Origin of the sequence: Streptomyces sp. NPDC047014 (genome assembly GCF_040644195.1) — a bacterium.
In the GTDB taxonomy this organism is placed as follows: Bacteria; Actinomycetota; Actinomycetes; order Streptomycetales; family Streptomycetaceae; genus Streptomyces.
In genome coordinates this window covers 36,178-58,095 of record NZ_JBEYVX010000040.1, presented here as the reverse complement: position 1 = coordinate 58,095, position 21,918 = coordinate 36,178, and the positions used below count along the sequence as shown (strand labels likewise).

Sequence of the window (21,918 nt, the reverse complement as noted above, 5' to 3'; positions counted from 1 at the left end):
CACCCGGGCAAGGTCGTCGGCGACCCGAGCCTGTACGAGCAGATCACCCACGTCGTCTACGGCCTCTTCGGCTTCGAGGGCCCCGTGGACTACGCGGGCCGCGTCTCCTGGACGGTGGGCTACTCGCTCGGCGCGCTCGGCATGCTGACCGCGCTGACCACCATCTACCTGGCCTTCCGCCCCGAGCACCCGGCCGCCCGGCTCACCGCCGACGACGAGGGCAAGCTGCGCGAGCTGCTGGCCCGGCACGGCGGCCGCGACTCCCTCGGCCACTTCGCGCTCCGCCGCGACAAGGCCGTCGTCTTCTCCCCCAGCGGCAAGGCCGCCGTCACCTACCGCGTCGTCTCCGGTGTGATGCTCGCCTCCGGCGACCCCATCGGTGACGTCGAGGCGTGGCCCGGCGCGATCGAGCGGTTCATGGAGGAGGCCAAGGCCCACTCCTGGACCCCCGCCGTGATGGGCTGCAGCGAGACCGGCGGCGAGGTGTGGACCCGCGAGACCGGTCTGGACGCCCTGGAGCTGGGTGACGAGGCGATTGTCGATGTCAAAGACTTCTCCCTTTCGGGCCGTGCCATGCGCAATGTCCGCCAGATGGTGAAGCGCATCGAGCGCAACGGCTACACCACCCAGGTGCGCCGGGTCAGCGAGCTGACCGAGGAGGAGCTGGAGCAGGTCCGCGGCGCCGCCGAGGCATGGCGCGGCACCGACACCGAGCGCGGCTTCTCGATGGCGCTGGGCCGGGTCGGCGACCCGGGCGACGGCGACTGCTTCATCGCCACCGCCCACCGCGTCGAGGAGGGCGACACCAGCCCCTTCGGTGACCTCAAGGCCATCCAGCACTTCGTGCCGTGGGGCAAGGACGGCATGTCGCTGGAGCTGATGCGCCGCGACCGCGCGGCCGACCCGGGTATGAACGAGCTGCTGATCGTGGCCTCCCTGCAGGCCGCCCCGTCCCTGGGCATCGAGCGGGTCTCGCTGAACTTCGCGATGTTCCGCTCGGCGCTGGCCCGCGGCGAGAAGATCGGCGCCGGCCCGGTGCTGCGGATGTGGCGCAGCCTGCTGGTCTTCCTCTCCCGGTGGTTCCAGATCGAGTCGCTGTACAAGTTCAACGCCAAGTTCCAGCCGCGCTGGGAGCCCCGCTTCGTGGTCTTCCGCACCACCCGCGACCTGCCCCGCATCGGCTTCGCCGCGATGCAGGCCGAGGGCTTCGTCACACTGGCGCTGCCCCGGCTGTTCGCCAGCCGCCGGCGGCCCAAGCCGGTCCGTACCTGCACCCACAACGCGATGGCGCCGGTGCCGCAGCAGAAGGAGCGCGAGGTCCAGGCGGCCTGAGCGCGCGCCCCCGGGCGCGCGCACGCCCCGTACCCGAGAGCGACCCGAGAGACGCCCCGTACGCGACGAGGACCCTCCGAAGGCCCGGCCGGACCCTCCGGCCGGGCCTTCGGCCTGCCCGGGGCCGCCGCCCGGCCTCCCGGATCCTGCCGTGTCCAGGTCAGCCCTACCCTGGACCCATGAACACGAAGCGTGGAGCCACCGGCCGGGGCCGGGTCGAAGGTCTGCCGGAGTGGGACCGCTGCGCGGTCATGGGCGTCGTGAACGTCACCCCCGACTCCTTCTCCGACGGCGGCCGCTGGTTCGACACCACCGCGGCCGTCAAGCGCGGCCTCGACCTCGTCGCGCAGGGCGCCGACCTGGTCGACGTCGGCGGCGAGTCCACCCGGCCCGGCGCCTCCCGCGTGGACGAGGAGGAGGAGCTGCGCCGGGTCGTCCCCGTGGTGCGCGGCCTGGCCTCCGAGGGCATCACCGTCTCCGTGGACACCATGCGCGCGGCCGTCGCCGCCCGCGCCGTCGAGGCCGGGGCCGCCCTGGTCAACGACGTCAGCGGCGGGCTCGCGGACCCCGGCATGGTCCCGGCGGTCGCCGCGGCCGAGGTGCCCTTCGTGGTGATGCACTGGCGCGGTTTCAGCGCCGGCATGAACAGCCTCGCCGTCTACGAGGACGTGCTCGCCGAGGTCACCTCCGAGCTGCGGGCCAGGATCGACGCGGTCGTGGCCGGCGGGATCGCCCCCGAGCGGCTGCTCGTCGACCCGGGCCTCGGCTTCGCCAAGACCGCCGAGCACGACCTGGCCCTCGTGGCGCACCTGGCCGAGCTGCGCGCCCTCGGCTTCCCGCTGCTGGTCGCCGCCTCGCGGAAGCGTTTCCTCGGCCGGGTCCTGGCCGGCGGCGGCGAGGGCACCCCGCCGCCCGCCCGCGAACGGGACGCCGCCACCGCCGCCGTCTCCGCCATCGCCGCCCACCAGGGCGCCTGGGCCGTACGGGTCCACGAGGTACGGGCGAGCGCGGACGCGGTTCGGGTGGCCCGTGCCGTGGAAGGGGCACTCTGAACCTCGACGTCCGCGACCGGCAAGGAGCACTGTGAGCAGAACCGACATCGAAGCGGTCGAAGAGGTCAACACGGCCTTCTACGAGGCAATGGAGCGGGGGGACTTCGACGCTCTGTCGGCGCTCTGGCTGGAGGACGAGATCTCCTGCGTGCACCCCGGCTGGCCGGTGCTCACGGGCCGCGGCGAGGTGCTGCGCTCGTACGCGCTGATCATGTCCCACACCGAGTACATCCAGTTCTTCCTCACCGACACCAAGGTGGCCGTGACCGGGGACACGGCGCTGGTCACCTGTACGGAGAACATCCTCAGCGGGGGACCCGCCGAGAACGGCGGGGAACTGGGCCCGCTCGTCGGCCAGCTGGTCGTCGCCACGAATGTGTTCCGACGCACATCCGAGGGCTGGCGCCTGTGGTCCCACCACGGTTCTCCGGTGCTCACGGAGACCGAGGAGGGCGACGAGGACGAGCCCTCCTGACCCCGACGGCGGGGGCCGGAGTATTTCGCAGGTAAATTCGAAGACGGACGACGCCGACCGCACTCGGCGTAGGCCCATGGCCCCGGGAAGCCCCCGGGACCGGAAGAACCTACGAAAGCAGGAGTGATTCGCGTGGATCGTGTCGCACTGCGCGGCCTCAAGGCCCGCGGGCACCACGGCGTCTTCCCCCGGGAACGCGAGGAGGGCCAGACCTTCATCGTCGACCTCGTGCTGCACCTCGACACCCGCCCCGCGGCGGCCGAGGACGACCTGGCGAAGACCGTGCACTACGGGGTCGTCGCGGAGGAGGTCGTCGACGTGGTCCAGGGCGAGCCCGTGGACCTGATCGAAACCCTCGCGGAGCGAATCGCCCAGCAGTGCCTGAAGCACGAAGCGGTGGCGCAGGTGGAGGTCGTCGTCCACAAGCCGGACGCACCCATCACCGTCCCCTTCGACGACGTGACCATCACGATCACCCGGAGCCGCGCATGAACAACGGACTGAACGCACCGAGCGACCCCACCGTCCAGCCCGTCCCCGCCGCCGTCGTCGAGGCGGTGGACGCGGCGGACGTGACCCTGTCGAACCCGAAATGGGCCGTCCTCGCGCTCGGCGCGAACCTGGGCAACCGCCTGGAGACCCTCCAGGGGGCCATCGACGCCCTCGGCGACACCCCGGGGATGCGGGTCAAGGCCGTCTCGCCCGTCTACGAGACCGAGCCGTGGGGCGTCGAGCCCGGCTCGCAGCCCTCGTACCTCAACGCGGTCGTCGCGGTGAAGACCACCCTGCCGCCGTCCTCCCTGCTGGAGCGCGGGCACGCCATCGAGGAGGCGTTCGACCGCGTCCGCGAGGAGCGCTGGGGGCCGCGCACGATCGACGTGGACATCGTCGCGTACGCCGACACGGTCTCGGACGACCCGGTCCTCACCCTCCCGCACCCGCGGGCCCACCAGCGCGCCTTCGTACTGGCGCCCTGGAACGACATCGACCCCGAGGCCCAGCTCCCCGGACACGGCGCGGTCGCCGCGCTGCTGGCCGGAATCGGCCTGACCGGGGTGACGGCGCGTCCCGATCTGGAACTCCACCTCCCCGAATAGCCGTTAGCTTTGTGGACTGCCGAGGACGAGGCGGACGACGCGGACAGCGCGACGCGGCACGCAGACACAGAGAGCGGGGAACGGGCACGTGAAGCAACTGAGGCCGGCGGTCCTGGCGGGGATCTTCGCCGTCGCCGGGATCCTGTCCTGGGCCGCGGCCCGGCTGTGGAACGCGTACGGCACCCTGCCCGGGGTGCCGCTCGCCGCGCCCATCGTCCTGGGCGTCATCGCCGTGGTGCTGCTGGCCACCGCCCTGTCCCTGCGGGCCCGTCTGAAGGTCCAGCGCGAGCGGCGCCCTGAGGCCAAGGGCGTGGAACCGCTGATGGCGGCCCGCGCCCTGGTCTTCGCACAGGCCAGCGCCCTCGTGGCGGCCCTGGTGGCGGGCATGTACGGCGGCGTGGGCGTCTTCCTGCTGACCGACTCCCTGGACGTCCCGGCCCGCCGCGACCAGGCGTGGTACGCGGGCTTCTCGGTCCTGGCGGGCATCGCGGTCATCGCCGCGGCCCTCTTCCTGGAACACGTCCTGAAGCTCCCGGAGGACGACGAGACCCCGGACGCCCCGGCCCCGGCCTGACCGCTCCCCGGGGGCGCGCAGGCGCCCCCGGACGGCCCTCCGGCCAGGTCCGGAAGGGACGGCCTAGCGCGCCATGATCAGGGACATGGCCTCGTTGCGGGTGGCGGGGGCGCGGAGCTGGCCGCGGACCGCCGAGGTGATGGTCTTCGCGCCGGGCTTGCGGACCCCGCGCATGGTCATGCACATGTGCTCGCACTCGATGACCACGATGACCCCGCGCGGGTCCAGGATCTCCATCAGGGAGTCCGCGATCTGCGTGGTCAGCCGCTCCTGCACCTGGGGCCGGCGGGCGAACACGTCGACGAGGCGCGCCAGCTTCGACAGCCCGGTGATCTTCCCGTCGGTGGACGGGATGTAGCCCACGTGGGCGACCCCGTGGAACGGGACGAGGTGATGTTCGCAGGAGCTCATGACCTCGATGTCCTTGACCAGGACCATCTCGTCGTGGCCGAGGTCGAAGGTCGTCGTCAGGACCTCCTCGGGCTTCTGGTAGAGCCCGGCGAATATCTCCCGGTACGCGCGCGCCACGCGCGCCGGGGTCTCCAGCAGGCCCTCGCGGTCCGGGTCCTCGCCGACCGCGATCAGGAGTTCGCGGATGGCCGCCTCCGCGCGCTTCTCGTCGAACTCGCCGATCCTGCCCTCGTCACCGGTCAGGGACACTGGGTCGGTCATCTCATCCTCGTTCCTGTCCGCACACGCGGTCGTACAAATGTGCCGCGCCCCCCAGGCTAGAACCTGGGGGGCGCGGCTTCCATTCCGGGTGGGGCGGGGCCGGGATTACTCCGGGCGGTCCTCCGGGGCCACCTCGATGCCCTTCTCCGTGGAGACGGGCGAGGGGGTGGACGAGGTGCCGTTCGCCGCGTTCGTCAGCTGGAGCTCCTTGGGAGAGAGCACCGGCGGACGGGTCGACGGGGTGCGGCGGGAGGAGCCGGTCCACGCGGGGCGGGCCGGGCGCTTGACGATGGTCGAGAAGACCTCGGCGATCTCCTCCTTGCCCAGCGTCTCCTTCTCCAGCAGCGCGAGGACGAGGTTGTCGAGGACGTCGCGGTTCTCGACGAGGATCTCCCACGCCTCGTTGTGCGCGGTCTCGATGAGCTTCTTGACCTCCTCGTCGACCAGCGCCGCCACCTCCTCCGAGTAGTCCCGCGGGTGCGACATCTCGCGGCCCAGGAACGGCTCGGTGTTGTCGCCGCCGAACTTGATCGCACCCAGGCGCTCGGTCATGCCGTACTGGGTGACCATCGCGCGGGCCGTCGCCGTGGCCTTCTCGATGTCGTTCGCGGCGCCCGTGGTCGGGTCGTGGAAGACCAGCTCCTCGGCCGCGCGCCCGCCCAGCATGTAGGCCAGCTGGTCGAGCATCTCGTTGCGCGTGGTCGAGTACTTGTCCTCGTCGGGCAGGACCATCGTGTAGCCCAGGGCCCGGCCGCGGGACAGGATCGTGATCTTGTGGACCGGGTCGGAGTTCGGGGAGGCCGCCGCGACCAGGGCGTGTCCGCCCTCGTGGTAGGCGGTGATCTTCTTCTCCCGGTCCGACATGATCCTGGTCCGCTTCTGCGGGCCGGCCACGACGCGGTCGATCGCCTCGTCCAGGACGTGGTTGTCGATCAGCTTCTTGTCCGAGCGGGCCGTGAGCAGCGCGGCCTCGTTGAGGACGTTGGAGAGATCGGCACCGGTGAAGCCCGGGGTGCGCCGGGCGACAGCGCCCAGGTCCACGTCCGGGGCGACCGGCTTGCCCTTCTGGTGGACCTTGAGGATCTCCAGACGGCCCTGCATGTCGGGCCGGTCGACCGCGATCTGCCGGTCGAAGCGGCCCGGGCGCAGCAGCGCCGGGTCGAGGATGTCGGGGCGGTTCGTGGCGGCGATCAGGATGACGCCGCCCTTCACGTCGAAGCCGTCCATCTCGACGAGCAGCTGGTTGAGGGTCTGCTCGCGCTCGTCGTGGCCGCCGCCGAGGCCCGCGCCGCGGTGCCGGCCGACGGCGTCGATCTCGTCGACGAAGACGATCGCCGGGGCGTTGGCCTTGGCCTGCTCGAACAGGTCGCGGACACGCGAGGCGCCGACACCGACGAACATCTCGACGAAGTCGGAGCCGGAGATCGAGTAGAAGGGGACACCGGCCTCGCCCGCGACGGCGCGCGCGAGCAGGGTCTTGCCGGTGCCGGGCGGGCCGTAGAGCAGCACGCCCTTGGGGATCTTGGCGCCGACGGCCTGGAACTTCGCCGGCTCCTGCAGGAACTCCTTGATCTCGTGGAGTTCCTCGACGGCCTCGTCCGAGCCCGCGACGTCCGCGAACGTCGTCTTCGGGGTGTCCTTGGTGATGAGCTTGGCCTTGGACTTCCCGAAGTTCATGACCCGGGAGCCGCCGCCCTGCATCTGGTTCATCAGGAACAGGAAGACAACGACGATGAGGACGAAGGGCAGGAGCGAGAGCAGCACGCTCAGGAACGGGCTGGTCTTGTCCGGCGTGACGGAGTACCCGTCCGGGATCTGACCGGCGTCGTACTTGGTCTGGAGGTTCTGGGCGAGCTGGACGCCCTGATCCCCGATGTAGTTGGCCTGGAACTTGGTGCCGTCGTGCTTGCCGAGCTTCTCGCCTTGCTTGAGCTCAATCTTGATCATCTGGCTGTCGCCGGTGGTCAGCTTGGCTGTCTCCACCTGACCAGTGTTGATCGCCTTGATGACCTCGCTGGTGTCCACCGACTTGTAGCCGCCGCCGGAGCCGACGACATTCATCAACACGACCACGGCGAGGACGGCCAGCACGATCCACATGACCGGCCCACGGAAGTATCGCTTCACGTCCATCCATACGGGGTGCCGGGCACCCCGTCCCTCCTGCCCGTAGGTAAATGCTGCTGTGAGTAAAGACTGTTCTTCGGAATGTACCCCTGAATTGTCACCCGCGGTCCCGTGGGACGGCTGACAGACCCGCCTTCCCCTGTTTCAACGGGGGGAAGCGCCCCCAGGTTCCCCGGCGCGGCCGTGCTTCTCGCGGGGACCCCGGGGGGACGGCAGGGGGCGGTCAGCCGCCGTAGACGTGCGGGGCGAGCGTGCCCACGAAGGGCAGGTTGCGGTACTTCTCGGCGTAGTCGAGGCCGTAGCCCACGACGAACTCGTTCGGGATGTCGAAGCCGACCCACTTCACGTCGATCGCGACCTTCGCCGCCTCGGGCTTGCGCAGCAGCGTGACGACCTCCAGGGAGGCCGGCTGGCGGGAGCCGAGGTTGGACAGCAGCCAGGACAGCGTCAGACCGGAGTCGATGATGTCCTCGACGATCAGGACGTGCTTGTCCTTGATGTCGGTGTCCAGGTCCTTGAGGATCCGCACCACGCCGGAGGACTGGGTCCCGGCGCCGTACGAGGACACCGCCATCCAGTCCATGGTGAGCGGGGTGGACAAGGCGCGTGCCAGGTCCGCCATCACCATCACGGCGCCCTTGAGCACCCCGACGATCAGCAGGTCCTTGCCCGCGTACTCCGCGTCGATCTTCGCGGCCAGCTCGGCCAGCTTCGCGTCGATCTCTTCCTTGGTGATGAGCACCGACTGGAGGTCGCTGCCCATGTCCTTCTCGTCCACCCGCATCACTTTCGTTGTCGGCCGGGGCTCCGGGGTGTGGCCCCCGGAGGACTCGGCCGTGTTTCAGCGTCGATCAGCCCTGCCGGATGACAAGTCTGCCACCCTGCCGCTGGGCCTCGACCCGGCCGGGCAGGTTGATGGCGCCCTGACCGCGCCAGCCGGTGATGAGCCGGTCGACTTCCTCGATGTGGCGGGCGAAGAGGGAGCCGGCCGGGGAGCCGGCCGCGACCACGGCCCGGCGCAGGACGCGGCGGCGGACGGCCGGGGGCAGGGCGTACAGCTTGGCGCACTCCAGGCGGCCGTCCTCGTCGCGTACGCCGCTCTCGGCCTCGGCGGCCCAGGAGTCCAGGGCGTCGGCGTCGTCGCGGGAGAGCTGGGCGGTGCGGGCGAGGGCTTCGACGACGCCCTTGCCGAGCGCCTTCTCCAGGGCGGGCAGCCCCTCGTGCCGCAGACGGGAGCGGGTGTACGCCGGGTCCATGTTGTGCGGGTCGTCCCAGACGGCCAGGGACTGGACCATGCACGCCTTGCGGGCGGTCTGCCGGTCGACCTGGAGGAAGGGGCGGCGGTAGCGGTGGCCGCGGCCGGTCCGGCCGGGGCCGCCGGGGCCCGCGGAGACCTCGGGCATGCCGGAGAGCGAGCGGATCCCGGAGCCGCGGGCCAGTCCGAGCAGGACGGTTTCCGCTTGATCGTCCCGGGTGTGGCCGAGCAGTACGGCGGCGGCGCCGAGGCGGTCGGCGGCCTCGTCCAGGGCTCCGTAGCGGGCGTCGCGGGCGGCGGCCTCGGGGCCGCCGTCGCGGCCGACGCGCACGGCGACGGACTCCACCGGGTCGAGGCCGAGGGCGGTCATCCGGCTGACGACCTCGGCGGCGCGCAGGTCGGAGCCGGCCTGGAGCCCGTGGTCGACGGTGACGCCGCCGGCCCGGATACCGAGTTTGGGGGCCTCGAAGGCGAGGGCCGAGGCGAGTGCCATGGAGTCGGCGCCGCCGGAGCAGGCGACGAGGACGAGCGGCGGGGCGCTCGCCCCGGTACGGCGGGCCGCGCGCGGGACCGTGCCGGACGGGGTCCGGGGGAGGTCGGTGAGCTCGGTGAGGACGTCGTGGAGTACGCGGCGGACCGCCAGGCGTATCGCCGCGACCGCAGGATGGGGACCCATGTCCGGTGCCCTTCGATGGAGTTCGGATGCCTCGGAGGCTTCGGGGTGGTGTGCTGGGGTGTGCTGCCCGGCCGCCCCCGCGGAGGGGAGGATGTCACTCAGAGTGCGTCGATGGTGACAGAACCGAGCCGTTCCCCGAGCATCGCACGCCCTTCCACGCCCCACGGTCCCTCGGACGGGTGATGCTGCTTCCCCCGGCGGGACAGGTTTAGGCCGCTACGGCATATGTGGCGCGAGTGAACTCGTGGGGCCCGGGACAACCGCCCCGGGCCCTCCGTACGGCCGCTCCCGGGCCTTCGTACGGCCGCCCCGGCCCCGCCCCGGATCCGCCGCGGAGCAGCCCCGGGGACCCGCCGTCACGCCTCGTGGCTCCCTTCGCCGGCCTTGCGGTGCACGCGCGCCACCCAGTCGGCGGGCCGGTCGATCTCCGCCTTGGTGGGCAGGGTGTTCGGCGAGGTCCAGACCCGGTTGAAGCCGTCCATGCCGACCTGGCCGACGACGGCGCGCACGAAGCGCTCCCCGTCGCGGTACTGGCGCAGCTTGGCGTCGAGCCCGAGCAGTTTGCGCAGGGCGGCGTCCAGCCGGCCCGCGCCGCTGGCCCGGCGCTGCTGGAACTTCTCGCGGATCTCGGCGACCGAGGGCACCACCTGCGGGCCGACGCCGTCCATCACGAAGTCGGCGTGCCCCTCCAGCAGGGACATCACGGCGGTGAGGCGGCCCAGGATCTCCCGCTGCTCGGGCGTCTGCACCAGCTCGACCAGGGACCGCCCCTCCTCGCCGCGCTCGGCGTCGGGGCGGGCGCCGGAGAAGGACTGGGCGGCCTCCCGGATGCGCTCCAGGACCGTCATCGGGTCCATGTCGGTGGCGCCGAGAAACGTCTGGATTTCCCCTTCCAGGTGGTCGCGGAGCCACGGGACGGCCGTGAACTGCGTACGGTGCGTCTCCTCGTGGAGGCAGACCCACAGCCGGAAGTCGTGCGGGTTCACCTCCAGCTCGCGCTCCACGTGCACGATGTTCGGGGCGACGAGCAGCAGCCGGCCGCCCCCGGGGGACGCCGGGAGGTCGCGGGACACCGGCGCGAAGGTCTCGTACTGCCCGAGGACCCGGGAGGCCAGGAAGCTGAGCAGCATGCCCAGCTCCACCCCGGTGACCTTGCCGCCGACCGCGCCGAGGACCGCTCCGCCGGGGGCGCCGGCCCGGCGCTCCTGCATCTTGCCGAGGAGCGGCGTGAGCAGCGCCCGGAATCCGGCGACGTTCGCCTTGACCCAGCCGGCCCGGTCCACGACCAGGACCGGCGTGTCGGGGACCGCGACCCCCTCGGGGAGCAGGGTCGCCATCCGCGTGAACTCGCGTACGTGCCGTTCCGAGGTCCTGGCGTGCCCGCGCAGCTCGGCGACGACGGCCCGCGCCTCGCCCCGGGTGACCTCCGGCCCGGGCCGTACCAGTCGGGTCGCGGTCGCCACCGCGAGGTTCCAGTCGACCATCTCCGCACCACTGATGCTCGTCATGCGTCAACGGTACGTGGACGAGCCCGCGGGCGGACCCCCTACGCGGTGCCCGCGACGGCCGCGGCCAGCTTGTCGAGGGCCTTCTCCGCGCCCTCGGGGCCCGGGGTGTTCGCGGTCAGGAAGGCGAAGGCCAGCAGCCGGCCCGAGGTGTCGACCACGGTCCCGGAGAGGGAGTTGACCCCGCTCAGGGTGCCGGTCTTGGCCCGCAGCAGGCCCGCGGCCGGGGAGGCGCCGGCGTTGCGGCCGCGCAGGGTGCCGGTGAATCCGGCGACGGGCAGTCCGGTCAGCACGGGCCGCAGCTCGGGGTGGGCGGGATCGGCCGCCTTGGCGAGGAGGGCGGTGAGCAGCCCGGCGCTGACCTTGTCGGCGCGGTTGAGGCCGCTGCCGTCGGCGAAGCGGGAGCCGGCCACGTCGAGGCCGAGTCCGGCGAGCCGGGCGGAGACGGCCTTCTCGCCGCCCTCGAAGGCGGCGGGCTGCCCGGAGGCGAGGGCGGTCTGGCGGGCCAGGGCCTCGGCGATGTCGTTGTCGCTGTTGGTCAGCATCCGCTCGACGAGCCCGGCGACGGGGGTGGAGAGGGTGGTGGCGAGCGGCTGGGCCCCGGCGGCGGGCTTGGTCCGGGCGGGTTCGCCGGTGACCTTGACCCCGCGTTCGGCCAGCAGGGCGCCGAAGGCGCGGGCGGCGTCCCGGGCCGGGTCCTCGGCGCGGTCGACGGGCCCGGAGGTGGAGTCGTCGGGGCGGCCCTCGTCGGCCGCGAGGGCGGTCACGAGCGCGATGTTCGGGTTGACGCCGATCGGGTGGCGGGCGGGCCCGGAGTAGAGCGAGTCGTCGTAGCCGAGGGACACGGTGTCGGTGCCGGCGGCCTTGAGCGCCTGCGCGGCGTCGGCGGCGAGGGCGACGAGGCTGCCGCCGGATCCGGCGGGCCTCTTCTTCCTGGCGGTGAGGGAGGGGTCGCCGCCGCCGACCAGGACGATCTGTCCGGGCGTGGCACCGGGGACCACGGTGGTGCGGATCCGGTGCTCGGGGCCGAGGGCGGTGAGCGCGGCCGCCGCGGTGGCGATCTTGACGGTGGAGGCGGGGGTCATCGGCTCGCGCGCGCCCGACTCGTAGAGCACCTGTCCGGTCGCGGTGTCCACGACGGAGGCGGTACGGACGCTGCCGAGCGCGGGATCGGCCAGCAGGGGCCCGAGCGCCGCGGCCAGTCCCCCGCCGCCGGGGGCCGCCGCCGCCTGGCCGCGCGCGGCGCCGGGGCCGGTGGCGTCGAGCACCCCGGGGGCACTGGGCGCGGCCTGCGGGAGGGAACCGGAACCGGGGCCGCCGCCGTGATCTGCGCCACCCGTGAGGCCCCAGGAGGCTGCTCTGTCCCGCTCGGCCTTACGCTGGCCGGAGTCCCAGGGACCGGCGGCGGCCACCGTCGCCACCGACAGGGCGAGGCCGGCGGCGGCCGCACCCGCGATGAGCTGCCAGGTCTTGACCGAAGGCACCTCGGACCAGCCCCTTTCGCGATCACACATATGCGTGAGGGACACTTAACCACTGCGTCTTGCCGCGAGCATGGCACCCCACCCGGCTGGGGTACCTCCCAGCGGTATCCGGGAGGGCTGGGCCGGACGCGCTATCACTCGGAGCACATCAAGCCCCGGCACAGGGCCGGAGCTGATCATGGAGGAGCAGGACGTGGAGTTCGACGTCACCATCGAGATCCCCAAGGGTTCGCGGAACAAGTACGAGGTGGACCACGAGACCGGCCGGATCCGCCTGGACCGTCGCCTCTTCACCTCGACCAGCTACCCGACGGACTACGGCTTCGTCGAGAACACCCTCGGCGAGGACGGCGACCCGCTGGACGCGCTGGTCATCCTGGACGAGCCCACCTTCCCGGGCTGCCTGATCAAGTGCCGCGCGATCGGCATGTTCCGTATGACCGACGAGGCGGGCGGCGACGACAAGCTGCTCTGCGTCCCGGCGTCGGACCCGCGCGTGGAGCACCTGCGCGACATCCACCACATCTCCGAGTTCGACCGCCTGGAGATCCAGCACTTCTTCGAGGTCTACAAGGACCTGGAGCCGGGCAAGTCGGTCGAGGGCGCGAACTGGGTCGGCCGCACCGAGGCCGAGGCCGAGATCGAGGCGTCCTACAAGCGTCTGCAGGCGCAGGGCGGCCACCACTGAGCTCGGCTCGGCGGTGACGGGCCGGGGGCGGTGAACTCCCCGGGCCCCGCGTGACGCGTGACACGTGACAGGTGGCGGGCGGTACCTCTTCGGGGGTGCCGCCCGCTTCCGTGTGCCCGGGCGGGCTTCGGGCAGGCGGTGGCTGAGGCGGGGGCTCGGGCCGTAGCTGAGGTGGCGGCTCGGGCCGTGGCTGAGGTAGTGGCTCGGGCGGGCGCTGCGGGTGTGCGCGAGGACTGAACGATTCCGCATACTGATGTTCCGGGTGATCACGAACGGGAGGGCGAGGACGCGTGGCGGAGGCCGACGGGGCGGAGGACAGGAAGCCCCAGTCCGACGAAGCGCACAGCGCCTTCATGGTGCCGCCCGGCATGGAACCGGAAGCCCTGGACGAGGACCAGCCCACCTCGGAGTTCGCCCTTCCGGCGGGCGCCGAGCCGGTGCAGCCCGAGCCGGAGGGCTCCGCCTTCGCCACCCCGGCCACCTACAGCGCCGCGCACTCCCCGCCCGCCTACACCCCCGGCCAGGGCTTCCCCGTGGCCCGGCTGACGGAATCGCCGTGGCAGGACCGGATGCGGACGATGCTGCGCATGCCGGCGGACGTGCGGCCCCTGCCGGAGCTGGTCCAGCGGCCCAGTGAGTACGGGCCGGCCGTGGGGCGCGTACTCGACCTGACCCTGCGCATCGGGGAGCTGCTGCTGGCCGGCGGCGAGGGCTCCGAGGACGTGGAGGCCGCGATGTTCGCGGTGGCCCACTCCTACGGCCTGGACCGCTGCGAGCCGACGGTGACCTTCACGCTGCTGTCGATCAGCCACCAGCCCTCCCTCGTCGACAACCCGGTGTCGGTGAACCGGACCGTGCGGCGCCGGGGCACCGACTACACCCGGCTGGCGGCCGTCTTCCGGCTGGTCGCGGACATCAGCGAGCCCGACGTCGACGTCTCGCTGGAGGAGGCGTACCGGCGGCTGGCCGAGATCCGGCGCAACCGGCACCCGTACCCCACGTGGGTGCTCACGGCGGCGGCCGGGCTGCTCGCCGGGGCGGCCTCGGTGCTCGTCGGCGGCGGGGTGCTCGTCTTCTTCGCGGCCGCACTCGGCGCGGTGCTCGGTGACCGGCTGGCGTGGCTGTGCGCGGGGCGCGGACTGCCCGAGTTCTACCAGTTCGTAGTGGCGGCGATGCCGCCTGCGGCCTTCGGGGTGGCGCTCAAGCTGCTGGAGATCGAGGACATCAAGGCGTCCGCGGTGATCACCGGCGGGCTGTTCGCGCTGCTGCCCGGACGGGCCCTGGTCGCGGCCGTGCAGGACGGTCTGACCGGCTATTACATCACCGCGTCCGCCCGGCTGCTGGAGGTCATGTACCTCTTCATCGGCATCATCATGGGCGTGCTCGTGGTGCTCTACCTCGGGCTCCAGCTGGGTGCCTCGCCGAAACCGGAGGAGGTCCTCCAGATCACCCAGCGGCCGCTGCTCCAGATCGCGGCCTCGATGGTGCTGGTGTTCACGTTCGCGATCCTGCTCCAGCAGGAGCGCTCGACGGTGTGGATCGTGACCCTCAACGGGGCGGTGGCGTGGGTGACCTTCGGGGCCCTGCACTACGCGGGCGGGATCCCGCCCGTGCCCTCCACCGCCGTCGCGGCGGGCCTGGTGGGCCTCTTCGGCCAGCTCTTCTCCCGCTACCGCTTCGCCTCCGCGCTGCCGTACGTCACGGCGGCCATCGGCCCGCTGCTCCCCGGCTCGGCGACCTACTACGGCCTCCTCCTCATCGCCGAGAACCGCCTCAACGAGGGCCTGGGCTCCCTGGTCAACGCCGCGGCCATCGCCCTGGCCATCGCGATCGGCGTCAACCTGGGCTCGGAAACCTCCCGCCTCTTCATGCGCATCCCGGGCGCCGCCACAGCCGCGAAACGCGCGGCGGCCAAGCGCACGCGGGGCTACTGAGGGCCCGTCCGGCCGCGCTTGCGGACGGCGGACACGGCGAAGGGCCGCCCTCTCCCCGCCCCCTGCGGGGGTGGGTGGTCGGCCCTTCGGGGGTGTGGGTCAGCGCTTGGCGTGGCGGCCTCGCTGGGGGGTGGAGGGGTCCGTCGGGAGGGGTGCGGGGGGCTGGGCGGCCGCCGCGGCCTTGGACTCCTTGCGGGCCTTGAGGACCTCGAAGACCACCGGGATGACCGAGATCAGGACGATGCCGACCAGGATGGGCTCGACGTTCTCCTTGATGAACGCGATCTGGCCCAGCCAGTAGCCCGCGATGGTGACGCCCGCGCCCCAGCCGATGCCGCCGATGATGTTGTACGTCAGGAAGGTGCGGTACTTCATCGAGCCGGCGCCCGCGACCATCGGGGCGAAGGTGCGGATGATCGGTACGAAGCGGGCCAGCACGATGGCCTTCGGGCCGTGCCGGTCCATGAACTCGTGCGCCTTGTCCAGGTTCTCCCGCTTGAAGAGCTTGGAGTTCGGACGGTTGAAGAGCTTCGGCCCGAAGAACTTGCCGATCATGTAGCCGACCTGGTCACCGATGATCGCCGCGGCGACGATCAGGGTGCAGACCAGCCACAGCGGCTGCTTGATGTACTGCCCGTCCGCGACCAGCAGGCCCGCCGTGAAGAGCAGGGAGTCGCCCGGGAGGAAGGCGAAGAGACCCGATTCGGCGAAGACGATGACCAGGATGCCGATCAGACCGAAGTGCGAGATCAGGTAGTCCGGGGACAGCCACTCAGGGCCGAGCGCAAGCGTATACACGGGTTCCGGGCTCTCCTGGAATCGGGGGGACGTACTGCGGAGGGGGCAGTTTCAATTATCAACGCACACGACCCCCACCGGGTTCCAGGGACCGGAGGGGGCCGTGCGGGGTGTTCACCCGCTCATACCTGGCGTACCGCGTTCGCCAGGATCGCGTCGCGGACGAAGACCGCCAGACCGGGACGGACGGCTTCGTAGAAGGCGGTGAAGCGCTCGTCCGCCACGTACATCTCGCCCAGGCAGGTGTGGATCTCGTACGTGCAGAAGTAGTAGCTGCCGTTGATCCAGTCGCGGTGCTCCTCCGCCAGGTCCATGGCCCGCTCCGAGTCCGCCGCCGCACCGGAGTCCAGCAGGGCGGCGAAGCGCCGGTTCAGGTCGTCGGAGAGCGCCTGGATCCGCTGCCAGTCCTCCTTGGTGTACGAGGCGGTGCGGCGCGCCGATTCCCGGTACGCGTCCGTGCCGCCCCAGCGGCGCTCCGCCTCCTCGGCGTGCTCGTCGGGGTCGAAGTCCCCGAAGACCTCGAACTTCTCCTCGGGGGTGAGGTTGATGCCCATCTTCTTCGCCTCCATGGCGTGCTCAACGGCCCTGGCCATCTGCTGGAGCCGGTCGATCCGGCCGGTCAGCAGCGCGTGCTGCCGGCGCAGATGCTCCCGCGGATCCGTCCGCGGGTCGTCCAGCAGGACCGCGACCTCGTCGAGGGGGAAGCCGAGCTCCCGGTAGAACAGGATCCGCTGCAGCCGGTCGAGGTCGCCGTCGTCGTAACGCCGGTGCCCCGCCCCGCTGCGGCCGCCCGGGGAGAGCAGGCCGATCTCGTCGTAGTGGTGCAGCGTGCGCACCGTGATCCCGGCGAAACCGGCGACCTGGCCCACGGAGTAGCTCATCTCTCCCGCCCTCTGGTTGGGTACGCCCCTCACTGTGGTCCCTCACGCGGCGTGAGGTGCAAGTCCCCGCGGGCGGGCTACTTGCTGAGCCCCCGGAACCGGGCCACCGCCAGCGGGAAGAAGACCGCCAGCAGCGCCAGCGGCCACACCACGGCGAGCAGGGCCGCGTGGTCGCCGGCCCAGGAGGAACCGGCCGCCGCCGGGTTCCCGAACAGGTCGCGGACCGCGGTGGCCGTCGCGGACATCGGGTTCCATTCCACCACCGCGCCCAGCCAGCCCGGCATCGACTCCGGGGTGGCGAAGGCGTTGGAGAGGAAACCGACCGGCCAGACGAGGATCTGCACCGCCTGCACCATCTCCGGCCGGCCCGCGACCATGCCGAGGTGGATCCCGATCCACAGCATCGCGAGCCGCAGCAGCAGGAGCAGCCCGAAGGCGCCCAGGGTGGCCGCCGCGGAGCCGTGCCAGCGCCAGCCGAGCAGCAGCCCCACCCCGGCCAGCACCACGAGCCCCACCGCCGACTGGATCATGTCCGCCGCGCTGCGGCCGACCAGGACCGCGGAGGAGGACATGGGCATGGCGCGGAAGCGGTCGATGACCCCCTTGCCGAGGTCCTGGGTGACCGCGGTCATCGTCGACTCCAGCCCGAAGGCCATGGTCAGCGCCAGCATGCCGGGCACCAGGAACTCGACGTACTCGCCGTCGATCCCGCGCCCGCCGCCGACCAGGAAGCCGAACATCAGCAGCAGCATCACCGGGAAGACCAGCCCGACGATCATCTGCACCGGCTGCCGGGCCCAGTGGGCCAGCTCGCGCCGGGTCATGGTCCAGGAGTCCACGACCGCCCAGGGCAGGCCGCCCGAGGCCGGTCCCGCCGAACCCGCCGGGCCCGCCGGACCCGCCGGACCGGTCGTCGCTGTCGTCGCTGTGCCCGTGCTCATACGGCCGCCTCCACGGTGTCCTTGTCCTTGCCGCCGGTCAGGTGCAGGAAGACCTCGTCCAGCGTGGGCCGCCGGACCGAGAGGTCCACCGCTTCGATGCCCGCCTCCTGGAGCACCCGCAGGGTGCGGGTCAGGCCCGCCACCCGGTCCTCCACCGGGAAGCCCAGGGTCAGCGTGTCCGGGTCCACGGCCGGGCCGGGCAGCAGCGCGGCCGCCTCCGCGAGCCGGGCCGCGTCCCGCAGGACGACGACGATCCGGTCCGCCCCGACCAGGGCCTTGAGCTGGTCGGCGGTGCCCTCGGCCGAGACCCGGCCGGAGTCGACCAGCGCGATGCGGTCGGCCAGCTGGTCGGCCTCCTCCAGGTACTGCGTGGTCAGCAGCACCGTGGTGCCGCCGCCCACCAGGGAGCGGACCGCGCTCCACACCTCGGCCCGGCCGCGCGGATCGAGCCCGGTGGTGGGCTCGTCGAGGAAGAGCACCTCCGGATCGGTGATCAGGGAGGCCGCGAGGTCGAGCCGGCGCCGCATGCCGCCGCTGTACTGCTTCACCGGTTTGCGGCCGGTGTCCGCGAGGCCGAAGCGCTCCAGCAGCTCGTCGGCCCGCAGCCCCGCCCGCCGCGCGCCGAGGTGGTGGAGCCGCCCGAACATCTCCAGGTTCTGCCGCCCGCCCAGTCCCTCGTCGAGGGCCGCGTTCTGGCCGAGCAGGCCGATGCGGGCGCGGACGGCCGCCGCGTCCGTGCGGACGTCGTGGCCCGCGACCCGGACCACGCCCTCGTCGTGCCGGAGCAGGGTGCTCATGATGCGGACCGCCGTGGTCTTGCCCGCGCCGTTGGGGCCGAGCACGGCGTGCACGGTGCCGCGGGCCACCTCCAGATCGAGCCCGGCCAGGGCGGGCTTGCCGCCGTAGCGTTTGTGGACACCTTCGACGTGGATCGCCGTCACCACTCCCCCATTAGTCAATTTTGATTAGCTGGGACCGATACGGTAAGCCCCAGCATCCGGCTAGTCAAACTTGATCAGATCGCGTACGGGTTCTCCTGGCCCTCCGCGAGGACACCCACGAACGGATCGCCGCCCTCACCGGCGAAGGAGTACGCGCCCCCCTCGATCCGGGCGACCAGGCCCCGGGTCCACTCCGCCTCGGCATCCGCGGAATGGACCCACATGTGCATGATCTCGCCGATGTGGCCCAGGGCCTGCGGGCCGCCCTCCGGCGTGTAGTGCTCGGTCACCGCCGTGCGCCAGGCCGACAGCTTCGCCAGCCGCTGCCCCAGCAGCGCCAGCACCTCGGCCCGCGGCAGGTCGACCATGAAGCCGATCGCCGCCGACAGCATGTCCGCCTTCTGGTCGTAGGAGGACAGCGCCTCGCGCAGCAGCCGGACGTACTCCTCCCGGCCCGCGCCCGTCAGCTCGTACTCGGTGCGCGGCGGGCCGCCGGCCACGCTCGGGGCCACCTCGTGCGCGAGCAGGACGCCCTGCTTCGCCATCTGCTTGAGCGCGTGGTAGATCGACCCGGGCTTGGCGTTCGACCACTCGTGGGCGCCCCAGTACTCCAGGTCGTTGCGCACCTGGTACCCGTGGGCCCGGCCGTGCTGACGGACCGCGCCGAGGACAAGGAGCCGGATCGCTGACATGGGGCCAGGCTACTCAGCCCGGCCCGGCCGCCCGCCGTCCGGCCCCGCCGCCTCCCGCCCGGCGGCCCGCCGCGTCAGCCCATCGCCTTGGTGCCGTCCAGGGACTCGCGGATGACGTCCGCGTGGCCCGCGTGCCGGGCGAACTCCTCCACCAGGTGCAGCAGCATCCAGCGCATCGACACCTTGGTGTCCTTGGGGAACCAGGGCGCCGGCGGCAGCGGGAAGGACTCGTCCAGGCTGGGCAGGGTGGTGACGAACGCCTCCGTCTCCTGCCGGATCCCGTCCCAGAAGGCCAGCGCGGACGGGATGGACTCGTCCTCGACCAGCCGGAAGCTGTCCCCGTACGTGGTCTCGTCGCGCTGCCGTTCGTTCGGCCGCCGCTGGGCCATCCGCAGCCAGCCCAGCTCCACCTCGGCGGCGTGCTTGAGCAGCCCGGACAGGGAGAGCTCGCTGGCGCTCGGCCGGCTCGCGGCCTGCTCCTCGTCCAGCCCTTCGACGGACGCCCGGAGGGCCGCGCGCTGCGCCTCGACGAAGGACAGGAGCGTGCCGCGCTCGTCGCCGGGAATGTCGACAGGAACCTGGGCCATGATGAACCGCCTCCGCGTGGACCGTGCCGGGGGGTTTCTCCCTCCGACACGACCCACGCTACGGAGCATTGCGGTCAGCGGCTGTCCTCGATCCGGCCTCAGCCGGCGGGATTCTCCGTCTCCGGGCGGATCGCCGGCAGCCCGGTCGCGGGCTGCGGCAGCAGGGCCTTGCTGAGGTCCTGCTTGCCCGTCGGGTCCAGCCCGTACATGGCCTCGTAGATCTTGCGGACGGCCGGGCCCGAGGCGCCGGAGCCGGTGCCGCCCTGGGAGATCGTCATCACGATCGTGTAGTCCTCGGTGTAGGAGGCGAACCACGAGGTGGTCTGCTTGCCCTGGACCTCGGCGGTACCGGTCTTCGCGTGCATCGGGATCTGCTTCTGCGGCCAGCCGCCGAAGCGCCAGGCGGCGCTGCCGTCGGTGGCCACGCCGGCGAGGGCCGCGTCGATGTTGTCGCGGGTCTTCTTGTCCATCGGCAGCTTGCCCTGCTCCTTGGGGGCGATCTCCTTCACCGAGGAGCCGTCGGCGCTGACCACCGCCTTGCCGACGCTGGGCTGGTGCAGGGTGCCGCCGTTGGCGATGGCCGCGTAGACGGAGGCCATCTGGACCGGGGTGACGAGGGTGTCGCCCTGCCCGATGGAGTAGTTGATCGCGTCGCCCTCACGCAGCTGGTTGCCCTGGCGGCAGTTCTCGTAGGCGATCTTCTCGGCGAAGCTGCCGTTCTTCTTGCCGTCCCGGCACCAGGCGTCCTTGTTGGCGTCGAAGAAGTCCTGCTTCCACTTGCGGTCGGGGACCCGGCCGGGGACCTCGTTGGGCAGGTCGATGCCGGTGCGCTTGCCCAGGCCGAACTCGTGGGCCGTCTTGAGGAACCAGTCGTTCGGGTCCTTCTTCGGCTTGATGCCGCCGTCCTTCTTCCACTCCTGGTCCGCGAGCAGGTAGTAGACCGTGTCGCAGGAGACCTCAAGGGCCCGGCCGATGGTGATGTCGCCGTGGCCCTGCGACTCGAAGTTCGTGAAGGTCTGGCTGCCCACCGAGTAGGAGCTGGGGCAGGGGTAGCGGTTGTTGAAGGGGTAGCCGGCGTTGACCGCGGCCGTGGAGGTGACCACCTTGAAGATCGAGCCCGGGGCGGCCTGGCCCTGGATCGCGCGGTTCAGCAGCGGGTAGTTGGACTCCTTGTCGGTGAGGGAGGCGTAGTCCTTCGCGGAGATGCCGCCCACCCAGGCGTTCGGGTCGTAGGTCGGGTTCGAGGCCATGGCGACGATCCGGCCCGTCCTGCTCTCCATCACCACGACCGCGCCCGAGTCGGCCTCGTAGTTGCGGCGGGTGTTCTTGTCCGAGACCTTGCGGGCGTCGATCATCGCGTTGTTCAGCTCGCGCTCCGCGACCGCCTGCACCCGGGAGTCGATCGAGGTCACGATGTTGGAGCCGGCCTGCGCCGGGTCGGTCACGCCCTGGCCGATCACGCGGCCGAGGTTGTCCACCTCGTAGCGGGTGACGCCCGCCTTGCCGCGCAGCTCCTTGTCGTAGGTGCGCTCCAGGCCGGAGCGGCCCACCTGGTCGGAGCGCAGATAGGGCGATTCGGTCTTCTTGGCCTTGGCGATCTCCTCGTCGGTGACCGGCGAGAGGTAGCCGAGGACCTGGGAGGTGTTGGCCTGGTCCGGGCCCGCGTAGCGGCGCAGGGCGGTGGCCTCGGCGGTGATCCCGGGGAAGTCCTCGGGGTGCTCGCGGATCTGGAGGGCCTGCTCGGTGGTGGCCTCGTTACTGACCGGGATCGGCTGGTAGGGCGAGCCGTTCCAGCAGGGCTGCTTGGTCTTGGCGTCGCAGAGCCGGACCTTGTCCACGACCTCCTGCGGGTCCTTGCCCAGCACCCCGGCGAGCCGGGTCAGCACGCCCTTGCCCTTGTCCTTCATCTTCAGCAGCTCGGTGCGGCTCGCGGAGACCACCAGGTGGGTGGCGTTGTCCGCGAGCGGAACACCGCGCGCGTCCAGGATGGAGCCGCGCACGGCGGGCTGGACCACCTGCTGGACGTGGTTGTTCTTGGCCTCGTCCGTGTACTCCTGGCCGTTGCGTATCTGGAGGTACCAGAGCCGCCCGCCGAGCGTGAGCAGGAGCGAGAAGACCACGATCTGGATGACGACGAGCCGGTTCTGGACCCGAGGGGTCCGGCCGGTCTCCGGAATGTTGCTCAAACTCGATCTCCCCCGGGCGGC

General features: G+C 71.8%; 19 protein-coding genes and 2 pseudogenes. 8 read left to right on the top strand and 13 right to left on the bottom strand.

All coding sequences use genetic code 11. From position 1 onward, the window contains the following. The 6 genes from ABZ873_RS21455 to ABZ873_RS21430 form a co-directional block, all read left to right on the top strand. The coding region (locus ABZ873_RS21455) for a phosphatidylglycerol lysyltransferase domain-containing protein (RefSeq protein ID WP_360874318.1) at nt 1–1,332 on the top strand (1,332 nt) is incomplete at its 5' end. A gap of 179 nt (nt 1,333–1,511) precedes the next feature. After that, nucleotides 1,512–2,384, top strand: a complete 873-nt coding sequence (folP, locus tag ABZ873_RS21450; RefSeq protein ID WP_360874316.1) for a dihydropteroate synthase — start codon at nt 1,512–1,514, stop codon at nt 2,382–2,384. 31 nt (nt 2,385–2,415) lie between these two features. Next, nucleotides 2,416–2,859 carry a nuclear transport factor 2 family protein gene (locus tag ABZ873_RS21445; protein WP_360874314.1) on the top strand — a complete coding sequence of 148 codons (444 nt, stop codon included), beginning with the start codon at nt 2,416–2,418 and terminating at the stop codon, nt 2,857–2,859. A gap of 132 nt (nt 2,860–2,991) precedes the next feature. After that, entirely contained in the window at nt 2,992–3,351 is a 360-nt protein-coding gene (gene folB, locus ABZ873_RS21440; protein WP_360874311.1) for a dihydroneopterin aldolase, read from the top strand. Further along, entirely contained in the window at nt 3,348–3,956 is a 609-nt protein-coding gene (gene folK, locus ABZ873_RS21435) for a 2-amino-4-hydroxy-6-hydroxymethyldihydropteridine diphosphokinase (RefSeq protein ID WP_360874308.1), read from the top strand. Before folB ends, folK begins: the two co-directional genes overlap by 4 nt. Nucleotides 3,957–4,044: 88 nt before the next feature. Continuing rightward, nucleotides 4,045–4,530, top strand: coding sequence for a DUF3180 domain-containing protein (locus ABZ873_RS21430; protein WP_360874305.1), 486 nt, complete (start codon nt 4,045–4,047; stop codon nt 4,528–4,530). 63 nt (nt 4,531–4,593) lie between these two features. Here the strand turns inward: ABZ873_RS21430 and folE are convergent, their stop codons facing one another. The 6 genes from folE to dacB all read right to left on the bottom strand — a co-directional run bounded on the left by folE (nt 4,594) and on the right by dacB (nt 12,249). Continuing rightward, nucleotides 4,594–5,202, bottom strand: a complete 609-nt coding sequence (gene folE / locus ABZ873_RS21425) for a GTP cyclohydrolase I FolE (RefSeq protein WP_360874302.1) — start codon at nt 5,200–5,202, stop codon at nt 4,594–4,596. 105 nt (nt 5,203–5,307) lie between these two features. Beyond that, nucleotides 5,308–7,335 carry an ATP-dependent zinc metalloprotease FtsH gene (gene ftsH / locus ABZ873_RS21420; RefSeq protein WP_360874299.1) on the bottom strand — a complete coding sequence of 676 codons (2,028 nt, stop codon included), beginning with the start codon at nt 7,333–7,335 and terminating at the stop codon, nt 5,308–5,310. Nucleotides 7,336–7,552: 217 nt separating this feature from the next. Next, nucleotides 7,553–8,113, bottom strand: a complete 561-nt coding sequence (gene hpt, locus ABZ873_RS21415; protein ID WP_030228417.1) for a hypoxanthine phosphoribosyltransferase — start codon at nt 8,111–8,113, stop codon at nt 7,553–7,555. A gap of 67 nt (nt 8,114–8,180) precedes the next feature. Continuing rightward, entirely contained in the window at nt 8,181–9,260 is a 1,080-nt protein-coding gene (gene tilS, locus ABZ873_RS21410) for a tRNA lysidine(34) synthetase TilS (RefSeq protein ID WP_360874295.1), read from the bottom strand. A gap of 356 nt (nt 9,261–9,616) precedes the next feature. Further along, nucleotides 9,617–10,768 (bottom strand): zinc-dependent metalloprotease, encoded by a 1,152-nt coding sequence (locus tag ABZ873_RS21405; protein ID WP_360874292.1) that lies wholly within the window; start codon nt 10,766–10,768, stop codon nt 9,617–9,619. A gap of 38 nt (nt 10,769–10,806) precedes the next feature. After that, on the bottom strand, nt 10,807–12,249 hold the full coding sequence (dacB, locus tag ABZ873_RS21400) for a D-alanyl-D-alanine carboxypeptidase/D-alanyl-D-alanine-endopeptidase (RefSeq protein WP_360874289.1): 1,443 nt from the start codon (nt 12,247–12,249) through the stop codon (nt 10,807–10,809). A gap of 193 nt (nt 12,250–12,442) precedes the next feature. Here dacB and ABZ873_RS21395 point away from each other — a divergent pair, with 193 nt between their 5' ends. Together ABZ873_RS21395 and ABZ873_RS21390 are read left to right on the top strand one after the other, a co-directional pair. Next, nucleotides 12,443–12,937, top strand: coding sequence for an inorganic diphosphatase (locus ABZ873_RS21395; protein ID WP_360874330.1), 495 nt, complete (start codon nt 12,443–12,445; stop codon nt 12,935–12,937). Between the two features lie 290 nt (nt 12,938–13,227). After that, complete coding sequence (locus tag ABZ873_RS21390; RefSeq protein WP_360874286.1) at nt 13,228–14,871, top strand: threonine/serine exporter family protein; 1,644 nt, start codon at nt 13,228–13,230, stop codon at nt 14,869–14,871. A 165-nt stretch (nt 14,872–15,036) separates the two neighbouring features. On the opposite strand, the pseudogene ABZ873_RS21385 reads toward ABZ873_RS21390, so the two are convergent. The 7 genes and pseudogenes from ABZ873_RS21385 to mrdA all read right to left on the bottom strand — a co-directional run. Continuing rightward, nucleotides 15,037–15,669, bottom strand: a pseudogene (locus ABZ873_RS21385) (VTT domain-containing protein); the annotation flags it as partial. Nucleotides 15,670–15,791: 122 nt separating this feature from the next. Beyond that, on the bottom strand, nt 15,792–16,550 hold the full coding sequence (locus ABZ873_RS21380; protein WP_360874283.1) for a MerR family transcriptional regulator: 759 nt from the start codon (nt 16,548–16,550) through the stop codon (nt 15,792–15,794). 77 nt (nt 16,551–16,627) lie between these two features. Further along, complete coding sequence (locus ABZ873_RS21375; protein ID WP_360874327.1) at nt 16,628–17,374, bottom strand: ABC transporter permease; 747 nt, start codon at nt 17,372–17,374, stop codon at nt 16,628–16,630. A 113-nt stretch (nt 17,375–17,487) separates the two neighbouring features. Further along, nucleotides 17,488–18,435, bottom strand: coding sequence for an ATP-binding cassette domain-containing protein (locus tag ABZ873_RS21370; RefSeq protein ID WP_360874280.1), 948 nt, complete (start codon nt 18,433–18,435; stop codon nt 17,488–17,490). Nucleotides 18,436–18,506: 71 nt separating this feature from the next. After that, nucleotides 18,507–19,124, bottom strand: a complete 618-nt coding sequence (locus ABZ873_RS21365) for a PadR family transcriptional regulator (protein ID WP_360874277.1) — start codon at nt 19,122–19,124, stop codon at nt 18,507–18,509. Between the two features lie 74 nt (nt 19,125–19,198). Then, nucleotides 19,199–19,714: a DinB family protein gene (locus tag ABZ873_RS21360; RefSeq protein WP_360874324.1), complete on the bottom strand. Its 516-nt coding sequence runs from the start codon at nt 19,712–19,714 to the stop codon at nt 19,199–19,201. Between the two features lie 116 nt (nt 19,715–19,830). Beyond that, a pseudogene (mrdA, locus tag ABZ873_RS21355) lies at nt 19,831–21,897 on the bottom strand (penicillin-binding protein 2); the annotation flags it as partial. Between the last annotated feature and the right edge of the window lie 21 nt (nt 21,898–21,918).